We start from the raw sequence: 16341 nt of genomic DNA on the forward strand, positions 1-16341 counted from the left end.
CCTTCAGTCCCATTCCAGCCCGCCGCGCCGCCATACATAGGCGTAGGCGACGAAGACGGTGAGCACGAAGAGCAGCATCTCCACGAGCCCGAAGATCCCCAGGGCGTCGAAACTGACGGCCCAGGGATAAAGGAAGACGATCTCGATGTCGAAGACGATGAAGAGCATCGCCGTCAGGTAGTACTTGATGGGGAAGCGCCCGCCGCCGGCCGGCGTGGGGGTCGGTTCGATACCGCACTCGTAGGCCTCGAGCCTGGCGCGGTTGTACCGCTTCGGACCGATCAGCGTGGCCATGACCACGGAGAAGATCGCAAAGCCTGCCCCGAGGGCTCCCAGTACGAGGATGGGCGCATACGCGTTCACCGCTCCTCGCTCCTCTCAGTCGGCACTGACTGCTGGCGAGCCGGGCTCACTTGCCGCCCCACGCGTCCCACGAACCACGCCCGCCCCGGCGAAGATCGAGAACATGTGAAGCAGGTCACAAGCCCAACCGCTCCGCATCCTATGCCCGCAGGTCTGTGATCTGCGACACGGGGTATTGCACAAGCTTTGTGATCTCCACCACCTGACGAACGATCATGAAGCCGGAGGAGCGGTGATCTTCACACGCGAAGCGTCCGCGCGGTCACCAGAAGTGACATTCTACCGCGTCGGTGCAGGCCAGAGAGGCGTCTCCATATCAAGAGGGTTCCTCTGCATGCAAATTGGTGCTGGACCCGATCACTTGCTAGAGGACGCGTTCACACATCGGGGGGATGCGGGGCGCGATGTGGACGTGTGCACGCGTTCACGAAGTCCGAACGCGGCGGACCCGCCGCGGACCCGACCGCGACCCCGGTGACGACCTCCGCCGCACCCCGACCGAGCGGGAACCCGGCCGGGAACCCGCTCGTGGACCCGGCCGCGAACCGGACGCGGTTCGCGGCCGCCCGACGCCCGACCCGGAACCCGGCCCGAAGCGCACCCCGGACTCGATCCAGGGGTCCGCCCGGACCCGACCCAGGGACCCACTCCGGACCCGACCCGGGGACGACTCCGAACTCACCCCGAGGGCGACTCCGGGCCCGACCCGGGGACGACTCCGGACCCGGCCCGAGCCCGGCTCCGGGCCCGGCCCGAGCCCGGCCCGGCCACGGCGCGGGCGTGGCCCCGCCGCGATCCGGCCGCGACCCCGCCGCAATCCATCCGCAATCCGCCCGTGGCTCGCACACCGGACGCAACGACAGGGGTAACCGTTCCGTGACCTCCGCCACATCCGCCGCGAGGGCACAGGAAGAGGGCTTGGCCAATCGTTTCAACCGATGGTAGGTGCGGGGCAATTCGGACGTAAAGACGAAAGGCCGTGATCACGGGCCCATTGCCCCGCGCCCGCAATGTCCGTTACGGCGTCAATAAGGAGCGACGCACCCGGGTTTCGGCGCCACGATTGAACAACTGTGGCGCAGCACACGTTTCTTGTGGATATGAAGGAGCCCCTGGTACCGGTTGTTCCCATGTCCCACACCGCTCACATACGAAGCCACCGGAAAGCCCGCCGCACCGCGCAGACCACGATGGCGATGCGGGCCGGAGTTGCCGGTGGCGTCCTCGGCACTCTGGCAGTGGCCGGGGCGTCGGCCTCGGCGGTCGCCGCCGAGCCGGTGACCCAGACCCTCGAACTGCCCACCCTGACGGCCGACCTGTCCACTCAGGTCGCCCAGTCCGCGGAGGCCACCCAGCAGGCCGCCGCGAACTACCAGCTGCAGGCCGAGCGTGACGCCGCCGCCGCCACGGCGGCCAAGGCGGCCAAGGCAGACCTCGCCGAGGCCAAGGAGAAGGCCGAAGCGAAGAAGAAGGCCGCCGAGGAGGCCCGCAAGGCCGCCGCCGAGCGCGCCACGCGCGATGCCGAGCGCGCCACCCTCACCGCCGACTCGGGCACCACGAGCACGGCGGCCACCACGACCACCGCCTCCGCGCCGGCCAGTGGCAGCGTCGCGACGGTGATCTCCTTCCTCAAGGCACAGGTGGGCGACGCCTACGTCATGGGCGCGACGGGTCCCAACGCCTGGGACTGCTCCAGCCTGGTGCAGGCCGCGTTCAAGCAGGTCGGCGTGGACCTCCCGCGCGTCTCGCAGGACCAGTCGACGGTCGGCACCGACGTCTCGCTGTCCAACCTCCAGGTCGGCGACATCCTGTACTGGGGCGGCAAGGGTTCCGCGTACCACACGGGTGTCTACATCGGTAACGGCCAGTACCTGGACGCCGCCAACCCGTCCAAGGGCGTCGTCATCCAGGACCTCTCCGGCTACCCCGCGTCGGGCGCCGTGCGCGTGCTCTGAGCGACGTCCGCACGAACCCAAACAACGACCCGGACCCATGGCGGTCCGGGTCGTCGGGCTCGGTTCGCACGGATCCGGGGCGCACGGGCCGGTCCCGCATGCCGGGGGACCGCTGCGCTCGGAGGCCGCTGCCGCTCGCGGGCAGCGGCTCTCTGCGTCCGTGCTCGCGCGCCCTGCTCACGCGCCTCTGCTCACGCGTCCCCCTCGCACTCCATCCGCTCGCGCGCCTTCCCTCCCACTCCGGCCGGCCCCTCCGGTCGACCGAGATCGCCCGCATGCCCGGATTGTCGGCCATTTCGCGAGGATTGACGGGGCGGTAGGCGCCGACCGGGCCGCGTACAGCCGCGTGGTGGGCCTTCACAGCGCCCCGGACACGCGTCGGCGGCCGCGAGCCCACCCCTCCGGCCCCGGCCGCCCACAGCGCCCCTCACGACTCCCGCGCCCCCGCGTTCGCCCCCGCGTACGACGGGACGCGGACACGTGGAGGCGCGGAACGCATCACGCCTTCGGCGCCACCTTGCTCAGACCGTTGATGACGCGGTCCATCGCGTCGCCGCCCGTGGGGTCCGTCAGGTTGGCGAGCAGTTTCAGGGTGAACTTCATCAGCATCGGGTGCGTCAGCCCGCGCTGGGCGGCGATCTGCATGATCTTCGGGTTGCCGATGAGCTTCACGAACGCGCGGCCGAGCGTGTAGTAGCCGCCGTAGGTGTCCTTCAGGACGCGCGGGTAGCGCTGGAGGGCGATCTCCCGCTGGGCGGGCGTAGCCCGCGCGTGTGCCTGGACGATGACCTCGGCGGCGATCTGCCCGGATTCCATGGCGTAGGCGATGCCTTCGCCGTTGAACGGGTTCACCAGGCCGCCCGCGTCACCCACGAGCAGCAGTCCGCGCGTGTAGTGCGGCTGGCGGTTGAAGGCCATCGGGAGCGCGGCGCCGCGGATCGGGCCGTTCATGTTGTCCGGGGTGTAGCCCCAGTCCTCGGGCATCGACGCGCACCAGGCCTTCAGGACCTCGCGCCAGTCCAGTTCCTTGAAGGAGTTCGAGGTGTTGAGCACGCCGAGGCCGACGTTGCTCGTCCCGTCGCCCATGCCGAAGATCCAGCCGTAGCCGGGCAGCAGCCGGTCCTGCGGGCCGCGACGGTCCCACAGCTCCAGCCAGGACTCCAGGTAGTCGTCGTCGTGGCGCGGCGAGGTGAAGTACGTACGGACCGCGACGCCCATCGGGCGGTCCTCGCGGCGGTGCAGGCCCATGGCCAGGGACAGCCGTGTGGAGTTGCCGTCGGCGGCCACCACCAGCGGGGCATGGAAGGTGACTTCCCGTTTCTCCTCGCCGAGCTTGGCCTTCACACCGGTGATGCGGCCGGTGCGGTCGTCGATGATCGGCGCGCCCACGTTGCAGCGCTCGTACAGGCGCGCGCCGGCCTTCTGGGCCTGCCGGGCGAGCTGTTCGTCGAAGTCGTCCCGCTTGCGGACCAGGCCGTAGTCGGGGAAGGAGGCGAGTTCCGGCCAGTCGAGCTGGAGGCGGACCCCGCCGCCGATGATGCGCAGGCCCTTGTTGCGCAGCCAGCCCGCCTCTTCGGAGATGTCGATGCCCATCGACACGAGCTGCTTGGTGGCGCGCGGGGTGAGGCCGTCGCCGCAGACCTTCTCCCGCGGGAACGCGGTCTTCTCCAGCAGGAGCACGTCGAGACCGGACCTGGCCAGGTGGTACGCGGTGGCGGAACCGGCGGGCCCCGCGCCCACCACGATCACATCGGCGGTGTTGTCGGAGAGGGGCTCGGTCACGGCGGGATCTCCCCAAGTTCGAAATCTGCGTGCCGACCGGCACTGGACACGGGCAGTCTATGCAGGACAATTGATCACCCGGCTGAAGGGCTGCCTCAATGCACCGAGCTCTGCCCGCTGTACGGCTTCGCGTACCCACCCACGAGGACGCCTTCACCTGGCACCGGATCTTCGCCGACCCGGACGTCATGGAGTTCCACGGCGGCAGGGCCGCGGAGCTGTCGGTCTACGAGGAGCTCACCGCCCGCCAGCGGCGGCACGACGCCGAACTCGGCTTCTGCCTGTGGACCATGGTCGACGAGACGGACCGCGTCATCGGCTTCACGGGCGCCCAGCCCTGGGAGCGGGACTGGGGTCCGACGGGCGAGATCGAGATCGGCTGGCGCCTCGGCCGGGAGCACTGGGGCAAGGGGTACGTCACCGCCGCGGCCCACCAGACGCTGGAACGGGTGCGCGCCACCGGCGTGCGGGACGTGGTCGCGATGGTCGACGCCCGCAACACCCGCTCGACGGCGGTCGCCCGGCGGCTCGGGATGCGTCTCGCCGAGGCGTTCGTGATCCCGGCCTCGCATCAGGAGGGTCACTGCTACCGGCTGGCCCTCTGAAATCGGAATCAGCAACTCCCACTTCAGTCACCTGCTGTGACCGATTGTCACAGTAAGCCACGGAATGCTTCCTTCCGGCGCGTGGTCATGCCTACGCTGCCGGTACCGCTGGGGGTGACATCCGTGCGTATACAACCCAGAACGCCCGAGGTGCGCGTTCCGCGCCTGGTCGGCCTGATGGCCGTGGACGCGCGCGAGTCGGCCCGTGCGCGCGGCCTGCACCTCGAGGCCCCGGACCGGCCGGACTTCCACCTGACCGTCGTCGAGTACGTCGTACGCCAGTATCCGCAGCCCGGTGCCGAAGTGCCGCGGGACTCCCTGGTGCACGTGTGGTTCGACTTCGGCGAGGGGGACGGCGGTGGAGGCGTGCGCGAGCCGCGCGGACCCGTACCGCCCGGCGGCGGCCTCCAGCGGGAACGGGACGAACCCGGCGCCCCCGACGCGGCCGTCCCCCGCGCGGCGACGGCCACCCTCGGCCCGCCCTGACCGGTCAGTGCCTTCCCCGGCTCGTCCTGACCGGTCGGGGCTGCCTTCCCCGGCCCTTCCCGACCGACCCCGGCCCGGCCCCTCCTCCGGCGGCCCGGCCCGCCTCGCCTCAGCCCGCCTTGAGGCCCCGGTGCAGCGCGACCACGCCGCCCGTGAGGTTGCGCCAGGCCACCTTCGTCCAGCCGGCGCCCTGCAGCCGCCCGGCCAGGGCGGGCTGGTCGGGCCAGTCCCGGATGGACTCGGCGAGGTAGACGTACGCGTCGGGGTTGGACGACACCGCGCGGGCCACCGGCGGCAGCGCGCGCATCAGGTACTCGGTGTACACGGTGCGGAACGGCGTCCAGGTGGGGTGTGAGAACTCGCAGATGAGGATGCGCCCGCCGGGCCGGGTCACCCGGTGCATCTCACGCAGCGCCGCGTCCGTGTCCTGGACGTTGCGCAGCCCGAAGGAGATGGTGACGGCGTCGAAGACGTCGTCCTTGAAGGGCAGCCGGGTCGCGTCACCGGCGGTGTACGGCAGCCAGTTCCGGCGCTGCTTGCCGACCTGGAGCATGCCGAGGGAGAAGTCGCAGGGGACGACGTAGGCACCGGCCTGCGCGAAGGGCAGCGAGGACGTCCCCGTACCGGCCGCCAGGTCCAGGACCTTCTCCGCGGGGCGTGCGCCGACCGCCTTCGCCACCTCCTTGCGCCAGATCCGGTCCTGACCGAGCGACAGCACGTCGTTGGTCAGGTCGTACCGTTCCGCGACGTGGTCGAACATCGAGGCGACTTCGTGCGGCTGCTTGTTCAAGGATGCGCGGGTCACGGGCCCATTGTGGCAGGACGGGCCCGCCACGGTCCCGGAGCCCCCGGGCGCCGGGCGGCAGGCCTGGCTACCGGCGCCGGTGCACCAGTCGTCCCGCCAGGACCGTCGCCACGCACGTGACGGCTCCCCGTTCGCCCAGCGCGGCCTCGTCGGGGACGTCGAACACGGCGAACGTCGCCGTCGAGCCCCGGCTCGGGAACGGCGTCACAAGCGCCTTGGCCGGAGACCGGCCGCCCAGCGGGTCGAGGCACGGCACGCCGTCCGAAGACGCGCCCCCTTCGCCGGCGGCCCCGGCAGCGACTCCGGCCGGCCTCGGCTCCACGCTCAGCCCGGCCCGGCGCACCGCGTCCACCACGGCGGGCCGGCGCAGCTCGCCCGCGACGGCGACGGTCCCGTGCGCCAGCATCCGCTGCACCCCGCGCCGCGCGCTCGCGCCCCAGCGGGCGTCCGTCATCAGCAGCGCCGCGAGCGCCTCGCCGACGAGTGGTTCGGTGCCCAGCTCGTCGGCCTCGCGCGGGTCGGGATGGTAGGCGTGCTCCAGCAGCTCGGAGCCGTACGGGTTCAGCAGACCGGGGGCGAGCAGTCCGGGCCAGCGTCGTACCCGGGCCGCGGGATGTGCGGCCGCCAGCTCCTCGTACGGGCCGACGGCCGCGACCGTCCGCCCGTCGACGAGTACCGCACCCCGTGGCACCGGCGGCCGGCCGTCCCCCGCGACCAGCAGATCAGCGGCGTGAAGTGTCGGCATGCGGAGCCTAGTTGGAGGCCAGGAGCTTCAGCTCCGGGTGGGCCGTGCCGCCCTCGATCGCCGTGGAGGAGATGTGGGAGGCCACGCGGTCGTCGACGGGGTCGTTCGCCGGGTCCTCGTGCACGACGAGGTGCTCGTACGTGGTCGACCGCTGGGCGGGCACCCGTCCGGCCCGGCGGATCAGGTCGATGATCTCCAGCCGGTTGGAGCGGTGCTTGGCACCGGCCGACGACACGACGTTCTCCTCCAGCATGATCGAGCCGAGGTCGTCGGCGCCGTAGTGCAGGGAGAGCTGGCCGACCTCCTTGCCGGTGGTCAGCCACGAGCCCTGGATGTGGGCCACGTTGTCGAGGAAGACGCGGGCGATGGCGATCATCCGCAGGTACTCGAAGAGGGTGGCCTGCGTCCGGCCCTTCAGGTGGTTGTTCTCGGGCTGGTAGGTGTACGGGATGAAGGCGCGGAAGCCGCCGGTGCGGTCCTGCACGTCCCGGATCATGCGCAGGTGCTCGATGCGCTCGGCGTTGGTCTCGCCGGTGCCCATGAGCATGGTGGACGTCGACTCCACGCCCAGCCCGTGCGCGATCTCCATGATCTCCAGCCAGCGCTCGCCGGACTCCTTCAGCGGCGCGATGGCCTTGCGCGGGCGCTCGGGCAGCAGCTCTGCGCCGGCCCCGGCGAAGGAGTCGAGACCGGCCTCGTGGATCCGGGTGATGGCCTCCTCGACCGGCACCTTCGAGATCCGGGCCATGTGCTCGACCTCGCTCGCCCCCAGGCTGTGGATGACGAGCTGCGGGAACTCCTTCTTGATGGCGGAGAAGTGCTTCTCGTAGTACTCGACGCCGTAGTCCGGGTGGTGGCCGCCCTGGAACATGATCTGCGTGCCGCCCAGCTCGATCGTCTCCGCGCAGCGGCGCAGGATGTCGTCGAGGTCGCGGGTCCAGCCCTTGGCGGTGTCCTTGGGCGCGGCGTAGAAGGCGCAGAACCTGCACGCCGTGACGCACACGTTCGTGTAGTTGATGTTGCGCTCGATGATGTACGTGGCGATGTGCTCGCTGCCGGCGTACTTCCGCCTGCGTACGGCGTCGGCGGCGGCGCCCAGCGCGTGCAGCGGGGCGTCGCGGTAGAGGTCGAGCGCCTCTTCGGGGGTGATCCGCCCACCGGCGGCGGCACGGTCGAGGATGGGCTGAAGGTCGGCCTTCTCGGTCACCGGGCGTCCCTTTCGTAAGGTTCGTAAGGGGTGTGGACGGGCTGAACCAGCCTACGCCAGCGGCCCACGACGCCCGACGTCAGGCCGATGGGCGCCCCGTCGCACCTGCCCCGCCGTCACGCCGTGTACGCGCCGATCAGCAGCCCGGCGAGCGCTCCGGCGATCAGGAACGGCCCGAACGGGATGGCCGTCCCGCGCCCCGCCCGCCGCGTGACGACGAGGGCGCCGCCGTACAGCGCCCCGAACAGGAACCCGGCGAAGGTGCCGAGCATCACGGTCGGCCAGCCGTACCAGCCGAGGACGGCCCCCGCGCCGAGGGCGAGCTTCACGTCGCCGAAGCCCATGCCGGCCGGGTTGACGAGGAACAGGACGAAGTAGCCGGCGCCGAGCGCCAGGGCGCCCAGCAGGGCGGTCGTCCAGCTGCCCGCGTGCTCGGGGACGAGGGCGACGACGCCGAGCAGGGCGAGGGCGGCCGCGGCGAAGGGGAGGGTGAGCGGGTCGGGCAGCCGCTGCACCCGGAAGTCGACGACCGCCAGCAGCACGCCGACGGGCGCGAGCAGCAGCCAGACGGCCAGCTCGGGCCGGGTCCCGGTGGCGGCGGCGAGGGCGGCGCACACGAGCGCGGTGGCGGCTGCGGGGGCGACGGGTCCGGTGCCGTACGACGTCCCGGCCGTGCTCCCTCCTTCTCCTTCTCCTTCTCCGTCTCCGCGCGGGGCGTCCTCTCCGCGCCGGACGCCCTTCCCCCGCGGGGCGCACTGGCCGCACCGGGCCCGTCCGAGCCACCCGCGCAGCGGGTGCCCCTCGGGGCACCGGGTGTGCCACGCCTCCCCCGCCGGGACGGCGAACCGGTACACCGCACGGGGCAGCAGCGCGCCCGTCACCGCGCCCCACACCACGGCGACCAGCACCACGGCCACGTCCGGCACCGGACCGGCGACCACCGCCGCCGGAAGGCCGCTCACGCGTCCCTCATCCCGCGGCCGCGGCCGCGGCCGTGTCGCGCCAGGCCGGCAGCAGTTCGTCGAGCAGTGCCTCGGTGCGCGGCGGCAGCCCACGGGCGCCGCTGCGGCCGATGAGGTCGGCGGCGAGGGCGGTGAGCCGGGAGGGGTCGTCGAGGGCGTGGGTGGCGCGCAGCAGTTCGTTCCACAGCCGCTCGTCGGCCGGGGCGGTGCGCAGGGCCGCGTCGAGCGCCTCGATGGCCTTCTCCGCGCGGCCCTTCTCCATGTGGAACTCGGAGAGGGCGAGCCCGGTGTCGGCGACGAGCAGCGGAAGCTGGGCGTCGACGATCTCGTGGGTGAGCCAGCGGTAACGGCCCTCGGCCCGGTCGGCGAGCAGCGGCCCGCGCACCAGCACCAGCGCGTCGGTGAGCAGCCGCCCGCGCACGGCCCGGCTGTCGACGCCCTTGCCCTGGGTCGCCTCGTGGTACAGCGACCGCAGCACGTCCAGGTCGGAGACGACGGACTTGGCGAGGGTGAGCCGCCCGGTGCGGTCGGTGCCGAGGCGAGGGGTGCCGTCGGGGTCGGTGCCGAGCCAGGCGCGCAGCCGGTCCAGGAGCGCCTCGCGCACGTCGTCGGTGACGCCGCGCGGCCACAGCGCGGACGACAGCACGCGCGGGTGCACGCCCTCGCGGTGCAGGAGCAGCAGGGCGAGCGCCTCGTGGAGCAGGGCGCTGCGCTCGCCGTCCGGGGTGTCGAGGCCGATGATCTCGTACGGTCCGACGAGTCGCGCGTACACGGCCGGCCGGCCCTGCTCGCTGATGTCGACGAGGAACGGCGGGGTGTTGACCGGCCCCGGCCCGTCGGGTCCGCGGTCCGGGTCGGCCGCCACGAAGAGTTCGACGACCGCGCGCTGCTGGGCGGCGGGCAGGAGCTGTGCGTCGAGTTCGAGGCCGAGCAGGGGCGCGAGCAGCTTGCCCTCGCCGGTGATCTCCATCTCCCAGGCCGCGCCCGGCAGGTCACCGCTCCCGGTGCCGACGAGGTAGCCGATGCCGAGGCGGCTCGCGTCGGCGGCGAGTTCGGCGAGCTTGACGGCGTCCTCGGCGGACGGCTCGGCGGCGAGCAGGACGAGCTGCGGGGCCCACCGGGTGTGCTGGGCCGGGCCGGTACGTCCGGTGAGGACGGAGTCGTGCCCGGCGGCGCCCAGCGCGCCCCGCCGCTGCCGTGTCTCCGCCTCCATGGTCTCGAGGAGCGCCTCGATGTCGTCGAGGTGGCGGAGCCGGTTGGGGGCGAGCGGGGTCAGGTCCTCACCGAACCCGACGAGGGTGATGGTCATACGGTCCGACCATCCGTTGGTCGCCAACTCGGCGGCGACGGAGGCGAACACGGCCGCCCGGTCGGCCTCGCTGCCGCTCAGCGAGACGATGCCGGGGACGGACTCCAGGTTGAGCAGCAGCCGCGAGTCGTCCATGGTGCCGAGGCTGACCAGACCGGGGTAGGGGGCGGCGGTGTCGACGTCCTCGTACTGCCCGGCGTCGTCCTTGGCCAGCATCCAGAACGTCTGGTCCTGCCCGAGCCGCCACGGCGCCGGGGGCTTGCCGGCCGGCTGGGCGAGCTGGAGGTGCAGGTCGCCGGCGCTGAGCCAGGCCGCGTACACGACCGGCAGGGCGCGCGACTCGGCGGCGAGGGAGGCGGCGAGCCCGCGCAGGGACCGGTCGAGCAGCCGTACGCCCTCGGGGTCGGCGCCGACGAGCAGCGCGTCCTGAACGTCCTGGGCATCGCCTTCCGGCGTGGGCGGCTCCATCCCGCGCCGCCCGCCGACCGCCCCGAACGCCGACTGCCACAGCGCCTGCCGGCGCCGGTGCCCGAGGGCACCGAGGAGGCCGGCGGCGAGGAGAGGGGCGGTGAGCAGGGCTTCGGGCAGGCCGAAGGAGTGCCCGGCCTCGGCGGGGGCGGCGTGCTCCTGCCCGGCGCTGGAAGCGGGGGCAGGGGCGGGAGCCGGGTTCGCCGGGGCGGGCGCGGGCCGCTGTTCGGGAAGGGAGACGCGGGCGTCGCTGCCGCCACCCTGGGATCCGGCTCCCCCGCCCCCTTGCGCGTGGTCCCCGGTCCGGGCGTAGTCGTGGATCTGCTGCTGCACCTCGGGCGAGACCTCGGGTGCCTCGTCGGGCATCTCGACCAGGTCGCCGCCGCGGGCGTCGCCGGGCATCTCCATGATCCAGCCGGGCCGGATGAGACTGGCCTCGGAGAGCTTGGAACCGTCCGGCTGGGTGCGGTCCTTGTTGAGGGCGAAGATCTCCTTGTACCGGCGTCCGTCCCCGAGGTGCCGCTCGGCTATCTCCCAGAGGGAGTCGTGGTGACGTCCCTCGGGCGGCTGGATCCGGTAGAACTTCGTGTCGTCCTGCCGGGCGGTGCCGCCACCCGCCTCGGCCTGCGCGGCGGCGTGGGACGCCTGCTCGGCGAGAGCGGCGGCCGTCCCGGCGGCCTGCTCCTGCTGCTGGGCGAAGAGCCCCGGCGTCTGCTGGGCGGTGGCGGCGGTGGGCTGCTGGTTCCCCTCGACGCTCTGCCCCAACTGCGAGAGCCCGGGCGTGAAACTCGCCGCGGCGGCGCCGACGAGCAGCAGCGCGGCCACGAGTTGACGCGCGAGCAGCTGACTGGGCCCGGCCCCGGGCACCCGCCCCGGCACCCCGACCCCGGACAGCGCGGCCTTCATCTCGACGAGCACGCAGGCGGTGAACTGGGCCCAGGCGAGCCAGACGAAGAACACCAGGATGTTCTGGAAGGTCTCGACGGAGACGTCCGCCTTGAGCCACTTCATCGGCTCGAACGTGCTCGGCAACGGCCAGCCCGCCACCGTCGCGAGTGCGGCCGGCACCCCCACCACCAGCACGAGCAGCGCCACGAAGGCGAAGAACGCCTTGACGAAGTCCCCGAACGAGCGCCTCCGTATCCGCACCGGCTGAGGCGTCCGGTTCCGCGGAGCGGCGGAACCCCCGCTGCGGTCTCCCGTCGCACTGGACGAGCTTGAACTACGGCGTCGTGGCATGGCGGGTGTCCCGGGTCGCGTGGTGGGGGAGGAGTCGTGGTGACGGCGTGGGGTGAGGCGGGATCAGGTGATGAAGGGCGCACTGAGCGTACTGAGCCTACAGAGATCCTATGGACTCGCACCGGCCCCGTCGAAGGGCATCCTCACCCTCACCACGCCACACTTCCCGCACATCCCTCCAACACCTTCAAGTGCCCGCCGCCATAAGCCGGAACCGCTCAGGCGCGGCGGTTCCGACAGTCACACGAACCCCGTCAGCGAAACAGATCCTCCGCCGCTTCCGCGTGCACCGCCCGCTGCGCCCAGACCTCGAGCTGCTCCAGGTCGGCGCACGCCAGCACCTGCTCCCGGACTTCGTCCGGGACGGGGATGCCGCGCCACTCCAGAATGCGGAGCGTCATCTCGGCACCTTCCTCGATCCGGCCTTCCTCCCGACCCTCCTCGCGCACCTGTTCGGCCACCGGGTGTCGGAAGAAGTAGTGGATCGCCGCCATCAGGTCCCTCCAGATTTCCTTCGCCTGGGAATCGACCAGGCACGAGTCGACGAACTGAACGAACACCGCCGCGCTCTCGGCATCGACGGTCCGCAGGGCGGTGGCCAACGGCTCCAGTATGGCGGTGGCCTGCTTCCCGCGGCCATGTGTCATGGCCGAGAGCACCGCGAGCGGCACATCCCGCTCGGCCTCCTTCTCGTCCACGATCAGCGGGACGTTCTCAGGTCCCAATACCAGCGGCCGAACGGTCAATGAATGCCACCCGGGCAGGCCAAGCCGAATAGGCCGTGCCGCCCAGCGCGCCGTGGCGCGGCTCGGGGAACGGAACGTGGAGTACGCGTTGCAGTGCTCTCGTCAGCAGCGCGGGGTCCTTCTGGAAAACCCGATGCAGTGCCTCGTGCGACGAGCTGACCATCAGCCCTCCCTCCTGATCTGCATGATCAACGCCTCAGACCCTCACAAGGTCACACCACACGTACTTGCCCCGGCTTCCCTCCCCGGCCAGCGGCTGCCAGCCCCACAGGTCCGCGCACGCTCGCACCAGGGCGAGTCCCCGCCCTTCCTCCGCCTCGGCAAGCGAATCCGGCATCCCCGGCGGCTCGGGCGGCTCCGGGTCCGCGTCCCACGCCCCGATCCGCAGCACGCCGGCCGACCACCGCACCCGCAGCGCGGCAGGCCCCTTGGTATGGCGTACGGCATTGGAGACCAACTCGGTCGCGAGCAGTTCGGCGGTGTCGACGAGTCCGATCAGGCCGTGCATGGTGAGGATCAGCCGGAGGGTGCGGCGGGAAATGGTGACGGCGCGTGGGTCGTTCGGGACGTGGAGGGTGTACTCCCAAGGGGTCGTCGAGTCGATGGGCTCGCTTTCGGGCATGAATGAACTCCGCTCGGAGAAGGGGGATGTCGGCCGGTGGCACCGCCGCTCCATCAGGGCATGACGAAGCAGTGCACTTCCGGCACCGAGTAATGCCGCACCGTGTGCGGCACGCCACCGACGGTATTTCCTAGTTTTAGGAAACTACAAGCGGCTGTCGTATTCTGACCCTCGAACGAGGTACGTGGGCTAGGTACTTGAAACCAGGAGGCATCGGTTGCCGCCGAAGAGACATCTCACGGCCCACAGGGTGCGATTGGGCGCTGAGCTGCGCAAACTGCGCGAGGCGATGGGCATGAAGTCCAGAGAAGCCGCGGAGCTGCTCGGCGCCGACTCCGTACAGATAAGCCAGATCGAGTCCGGTGTCGCGGGTGTGAGCGCCAAGCGCGTACGTCGCCTTGCGGCGCACTACGCCTGCACGGACGAGGGGTTGATCGACGCGCTGGTCACCATGGCCACCGACCGCACCCGTGGATGGTGGGAGGAGTACCGGGGAGTGCTGCCCCCGGTGTTCCTGGACACCGCCGAAGTCGAGCACCATGCGACAGCCCTGCGCGAAATCGTGATCACGCACGTCCCTGGGCTGCTTCAGACCCCTGACTACGCCCGCGCGGTGTACACGTACATGCTGCCGGGCCTGCCCGAGAGCGAACTGACCCCTCGCGTGGAACATCGGATGCGGCGACGTGCCGTGATCGAGGGGGACAACCCGACGCCGTACGAGACGATCATCCACGAGTTCGCCCTTCGGGTCCGCGTGGCCGGCCGTCAGGTGGCCCAGACGCAGCTCTGTCAGATCCTGGAGCAGATCGAGGACGGTCACGCGACCGTACGAGTCATCCCCACCAACCAGGATGGCTTCGCCGGCGCCGAGACCTCGATGATGCACGCACGCGGCCCCGTGCCCCAGCTGGACACTGTGCTCCGGGACTTCCCTATCGGGACTGCCTTCATCGACGCGGAACCTCAGCTGAACCAGCTTCGAACACTGTTCCGTAAAGTGGAGAAGGCGTCGCTGGACCCCGCAGCGTCGCAGGACTTCATCCACCGATTGACGAAGGAGCTGTGAGGCGAGCCATGACCGAGCCCTTGCATTGGCGGAAGTCCTCGTTCTCCGGCGGCGGCGACGGCAATACCTGCGTGGAGATAGCAACCCTTCCCGCCCGCATCGCCATACGCGACTCCAAACGCCCCACCCACGGCCCCCTCTCCTTCCCCCCCGGCGCTTTCGCGAACTTCGTCGCGACCCTCAAGGCCACCGACGTACCGGCCCTCCGGTGACCGGCAAGCCGAACACCCAAAGGAACCACAGCGACTGCGCCTCCCGCCGCAGCGTCGAGGGGGAGGGCCGGACAGTCCGGCCCTCCCCCCTGTGTGTATGGGGTGTTACTCGGTGACCTCGTGGTCGTGGCCCTCGTGCAGGCCACCACCGCTGCCCGCCGAGCCCTTGGTGTCCCGCGGCACCACCGGCTTGCTCAGCAGGCTGGTGTCCCAGGCGTACTGGCCCACCGCGTTGGCGATGACGTCGACGTTGACGTCGAACGCCTTCATGTTGATGTTCTTCAGGTTGTCGCAGGCGGCGTGGTAGCAGGCGTCGTACGCGACACCGGCCTTACCGCCGTACCGCTTTGCCTGCTCGGCCGTCTTGACGCCCTCGGCGCCGGTGAAGGTGCCTCCCGAGGGGATGCCCACCTCGATGAACGGCCCGTAGTCCGACCGGCCGGTGAAGTCGGTGCCCTCGTGCGGGATGCGCCGGCTGTCCAGGTAGTCGGTGATCTGCCGCTCCAGCTGTGCCGAGCCCTCCGGGCCGGGGCCGGCACCGACCTGGTCGGAGTCGTCGCCGTCGTAGACGAACTGGGCGTAGTTCGGTGAAGCGATCATGTCGAAGTTCAGGTACAGCTTGACCTTCGCACGGTCCGCCGCCGAGAGGCTGTCGACGTACGCCTCCGAGCCCAGCAGGCCGAACTCCTCGGCCGACCACCAGGCGAAGCGCACCTTGTTCTTGGTCTTCTCGTGGGCGAGGTTCAGGGCCACGTCGAGGATGCCGGCGGAGCCGGAGCCGTTGTCGTTGATGCCCGGGCCGTCCGCCACCGAGTCCAGGTGGGCGCCGAACATCACCACGTTGTCGGCCTTGCCGCCCTTGGTCTCGGCGATCACGTTGTAGGTGCGCCGGGTCTCCGAGAAGGTGCGGATCTCCAGGTTGACGGTCACGGTGCCGGCGGCGGTCTTGGCCGCGAGCGCCTCGCCGTCCGCCTGCGTGACACCGCCGGTCGGGATCCTGGCGACGGACGGGTCTCCCAGGGTGCCGCTGAGCGCGCCCTCGGTGTTGTTGTAGATGATCACGCCGACCGCGCCCGCACCGGCGGCGGTCTCCTGCTTCTCCGCGAAGGTGCAGCCGCCGCGCTTGATCAGCGCGATCTTTCCGGTGAACGTCTCGGAGGCGTAGTCCCCCGGCTCGCAGCCGGTGGTGTCGTCGACCGGAACCACCGCGACCGGGGCGGTGATGCCGCCGACCGGACTGCTGGCGGAGTACGTCATGGCGGTCACCGGGACGTCCTGCTGCTGCGGCGACACCACCCGCAGGCTCTGCGCCAGCGTCTCGGTGAACGGGAAGTCGAACGCGTTCCGGGTCACCGAGTACCCGGCCTTCCGCAGCAGGCGTTCGACGTACTCGGCCGACTTCCGGTGCCCCTCCGACCCGGCCACCCGGGTGTTCCCGTTCTTGTCGGCTATTCGCTGGAACTGTCTCAGATGCTCGTAGGCATCCTTGGCGTCGCTCTTCTTGACGAGCTTCTTCGCGAGCTTGGCAGCCTCCTTGGCAGGGTCGCTGTGGGCGGAGGCGGTGCTCGATCCGATCAGCAGCAGCGGCGCTATGAGCCCTGCGACGGATACGGCGGCTACCGTGGTGCGGCGGTTCCGAGCGTTCAAAACGCTTCCTTTCGGCGGTCCATGAGGAATGGGCGTACAACCGAAAACAGGCCGAACGACGTACAAGAGCACTCCGGGCAGGCAGGAACGGCCGGATCGCTCTGCCCTCCCCTGCCACC

The 16341-nt window shown here is 71.1% G+C and carries 14 protein-coding genes and 1 pseudogene; 5 read left to right on the top strand and 10 right to left on the bottom strand.

The genetic code is table 11. From position 1 onward, the window contains the following. Positions 1-3 precede the first annotated feature (3 nt). Positions 4-363, bottom strand: a complete 360-nt coding sequence (locus ACIF80_RS04230) for an NADH-quinone oxidoreductase subunit A (RefSeq protein WP_055570452.1) — start codon at positions 361-363, stop codon at positions 4-6. 1100 nt (positions 364-1463) lie between these two features. Here ACIF80_RS04230 and ACIF80_RS04235 point away from each other — a divergent pair. Further along, entirely contained in the window at positions 1464-2318 is an 855-nt protein-coding gene (locus ACIF80_RS04235; RefSeq protein ID WP_399799058.1) for a C40 family peptidase, read from the top strand. Positions 2319-2816: 498 nt separating this feature from the next. Here ACIF80_RS04235 and ACIF80_RS04240 read toward each other — a convergent pair whose 3' ends face one another. Next, positions 2817-4100 (bottom strand): geranylgeranyl reductase family protein, encoded by a 1284-nt coding sequence (locus ACIF80_RS04240; RefSeq protein ID WP_399799061.1) that lies wholly within the window; start codon positions 4098-4100, stop codon positions 2817-2819. A gap of 98 nt (positions 4101-4198) precedes the next feature. Between ACIF80_RS04240 and ACIF80_RS04245 the strand changes: the two genes are divergently transcribed. Both ACIF80_RS04245 and ACIF80_RS04250 read left to right on the top strand, forming a co-directional pair. Next, positions 4199-4705: a GNAT family N-acetyltransferase gene (locus ACIF80_RS04245; RefSeq protein WP_399799064.1), complete on the top strand. Its 507-nt coding sequence runs from the start codon at positions 4199-4201 to the stop codon at positions 4703-4705. A gap of 150 nt (positions 4706-4855) precedes the next feature. Then, positions 4856-5191 carry a PASTA domain-containing protein gene (locus tag ACIF80_RS04250; RefSeq protein WP_399799451.1) on the top strand — a complete coding sequence of 112 codons (336 nt, stop codon included), beginning with the start codon at positions 4856-4858 and terminating at the stop codon, positions 5189-5191. Positions 5192-5300: 109 nt separating this feature from the next. Here ACIF80_RS04250 and ACIF80_RS04255 read toward each other — a convergent pair whose 3' ends face one another. From ACIF80_RS04255 to ACIF80_RS04285, 7 genes and pseudogenes are all read right to left on the bottom strand, one after another. Then, positions 5301-5996 (bottom strand): demethylmenaquinone methyltransferase, encoded by a 696-nt coding sequence (locus ACIF80_RS04255; protein WP_399799067.1) that lies wholly within the window; start codon positions 5994-5996, stop codon positions 5301-5303. Between the two features lie 67 nt (positions 5997-6063). Next, the gene (locus ACIF80_RS04260; protein WP_399799069.1) at positions 6064-6741 is read right to left on the bottom strand and encodes an imidazolonepropionase-like domain-containing protein; all 678 of its coding nucleotides are present in this window, start codon (positions 6739-6741) and stop codon (positions 6064-6066) included. A gap of 7 nt (positions 6742-6748) precedes the next feature. Continuing rightward, complete coding sequence (gene mqnC, locus ACIF80_RS04265) at positions 6749-7948, bottom strand: cyclic dehypoxanthinyl futalosine synthase (protein WP_399799071.1); 1200 nt, start codon at positions 7946-7948, stop codon at positions 6749-6751. 116 nt (positions 7949-8064) lie between these two features. Continuing rightward, on the bottom strand, positions 8065-8910 hold the full coding sequence (locus ACIF80_RS04270) for a prepilin peptidase (protein WP_399799073.1): 846 nt from the start codon (positions 8908-8910) through the stop codon (positions 8065-8067). A 7-nt stretch (positions 8911-8917) separates the two neighbouring features. After that, complete coding sequence (locus ACIF80_RS04275) at positions 8918-11926, bottom strand: BTAD domain-containing putative transcriptional regulator (RefSeq protein WP_399799075.1); 3009 nt, start codon at positions 11924-11926, stop codon at positions 8918-8920. A 254-nt stretch (positions 11927-12180) separates the two neighbouring features. Further along, positions 12181-12835 (bottom strand): annotated as a pseudogene (locus tag ACIF80_RS04280) (hypothetical protein). A gap of 33 nt (positions 12836-12868) precedes the next feature. Beyond that, positions 12869-13294, bottom strand: a complete 426-nt coding sequence (locus tag ACIF80_RS04285) for an ATP-binding protein (RefSeq protein WP_399799077.1) — start codon at positions 13292-13294, stop codon at positions 12869-12871. 217 nt (positions 13295-13511) lie between these two features. On the opposite strand from ACIF80_RS04285, the gene ACIF80_RS04290 reads away from it, so the two are divergent. Together ACIF80_RS04290 and ACIF80_RS04295 are read left to right on the top strand one after the other, a co-directional pair. Then, positions 13512-14363, top strand: coding sequence for a helix-turn-helix domain-containing protein (locus tag ACIF80_RS04290; RefSeq protein ID WP_399799079.1), 852 nt, complete (start codon positions 13512-13514; stop codon positions 14361-14363). Between the two features lie 8 nt (positions 14364-14371). Beyond that, positions 14372-14575: a DUF397 domain-containing protein gene (locus ACIF80_RS04295; protein ID WP_399799081.1), complete on the top strand. Its 204-nt coding sequence runs from the start codon at positions 14372-14374 to the stop codon at positions 14573-14575. Positions 14576-14680: 105 nt separating this feature from the next. Here the strand turns inward: ACIF80_RS04295 and ACIF80_RS04300 are convergent, their stop codons facing one another. Next, positions 14681-16222 (bottom strand): M28 family peptidase, encoded by a 1542-nt coding sequence (locus ACIF80_RS04300; protein WP_399799084.1) that lies wholly within the window; start codon positions 16220-16222, stop codon positions 14681-14683. Between the last annotated feature and the right edge of the window lie 119 nt (positions 16223-16341).

It is taken from the genome of Streptomyces sp. NPDC085927 (assembly GCF_044540975.1).
Lineage (GTDB): Bacteria > Actinomycetota > Actinomycetes > Streptomycetales > Streptomycetaceae > Streptomyces > Streptomyces hirsutus.

Coding starts and splice junctions, on each gene's coding strand:
- ACIF80_RS04260 (WP_399799069.1), bottom strand. CDS start 6,741: ATGCCGACACTTCACGCCGCTGATCTGCTGGTCGCGGGGGACGGCCGG.
- ACIF80_RS04285 (WP_399799077.1), bottom strand. CDS start 13,294: ATGCCCGAAAGCGAGCCCATCGACTCGACGACCCCTTGGGAGTACACC.
- ACIF80_RS04245 (WP_399799064.1), top strand. CDS start 4,199: ATGCACCGAGCTCTGCCCGCTGTACGGCTTCGCGTACCCACCCACGAG.
- ACIF80_RS04295 (WP_399799081.1), top strand. CDS start 14,372: ATGACCGAGCCCTTGCATTGGCGGAAGTCCTCGTTCTCCGGCGGCGGC.
- ACIF80_RS04275 (WP_399799075.1), bottom strand. CDS start 11,926: ATGCCACGACGCCGTAGTTCAAGCTCGTCCAGTGCGACGGGAGACCGC.
- ACIF80_RS04235 (WP_399799058.1), top strand. CDS start 1,464: ATGAAGGAGCCCCTGGTACCGGTTGTTCCCATGTCCCACACCGCTCAC.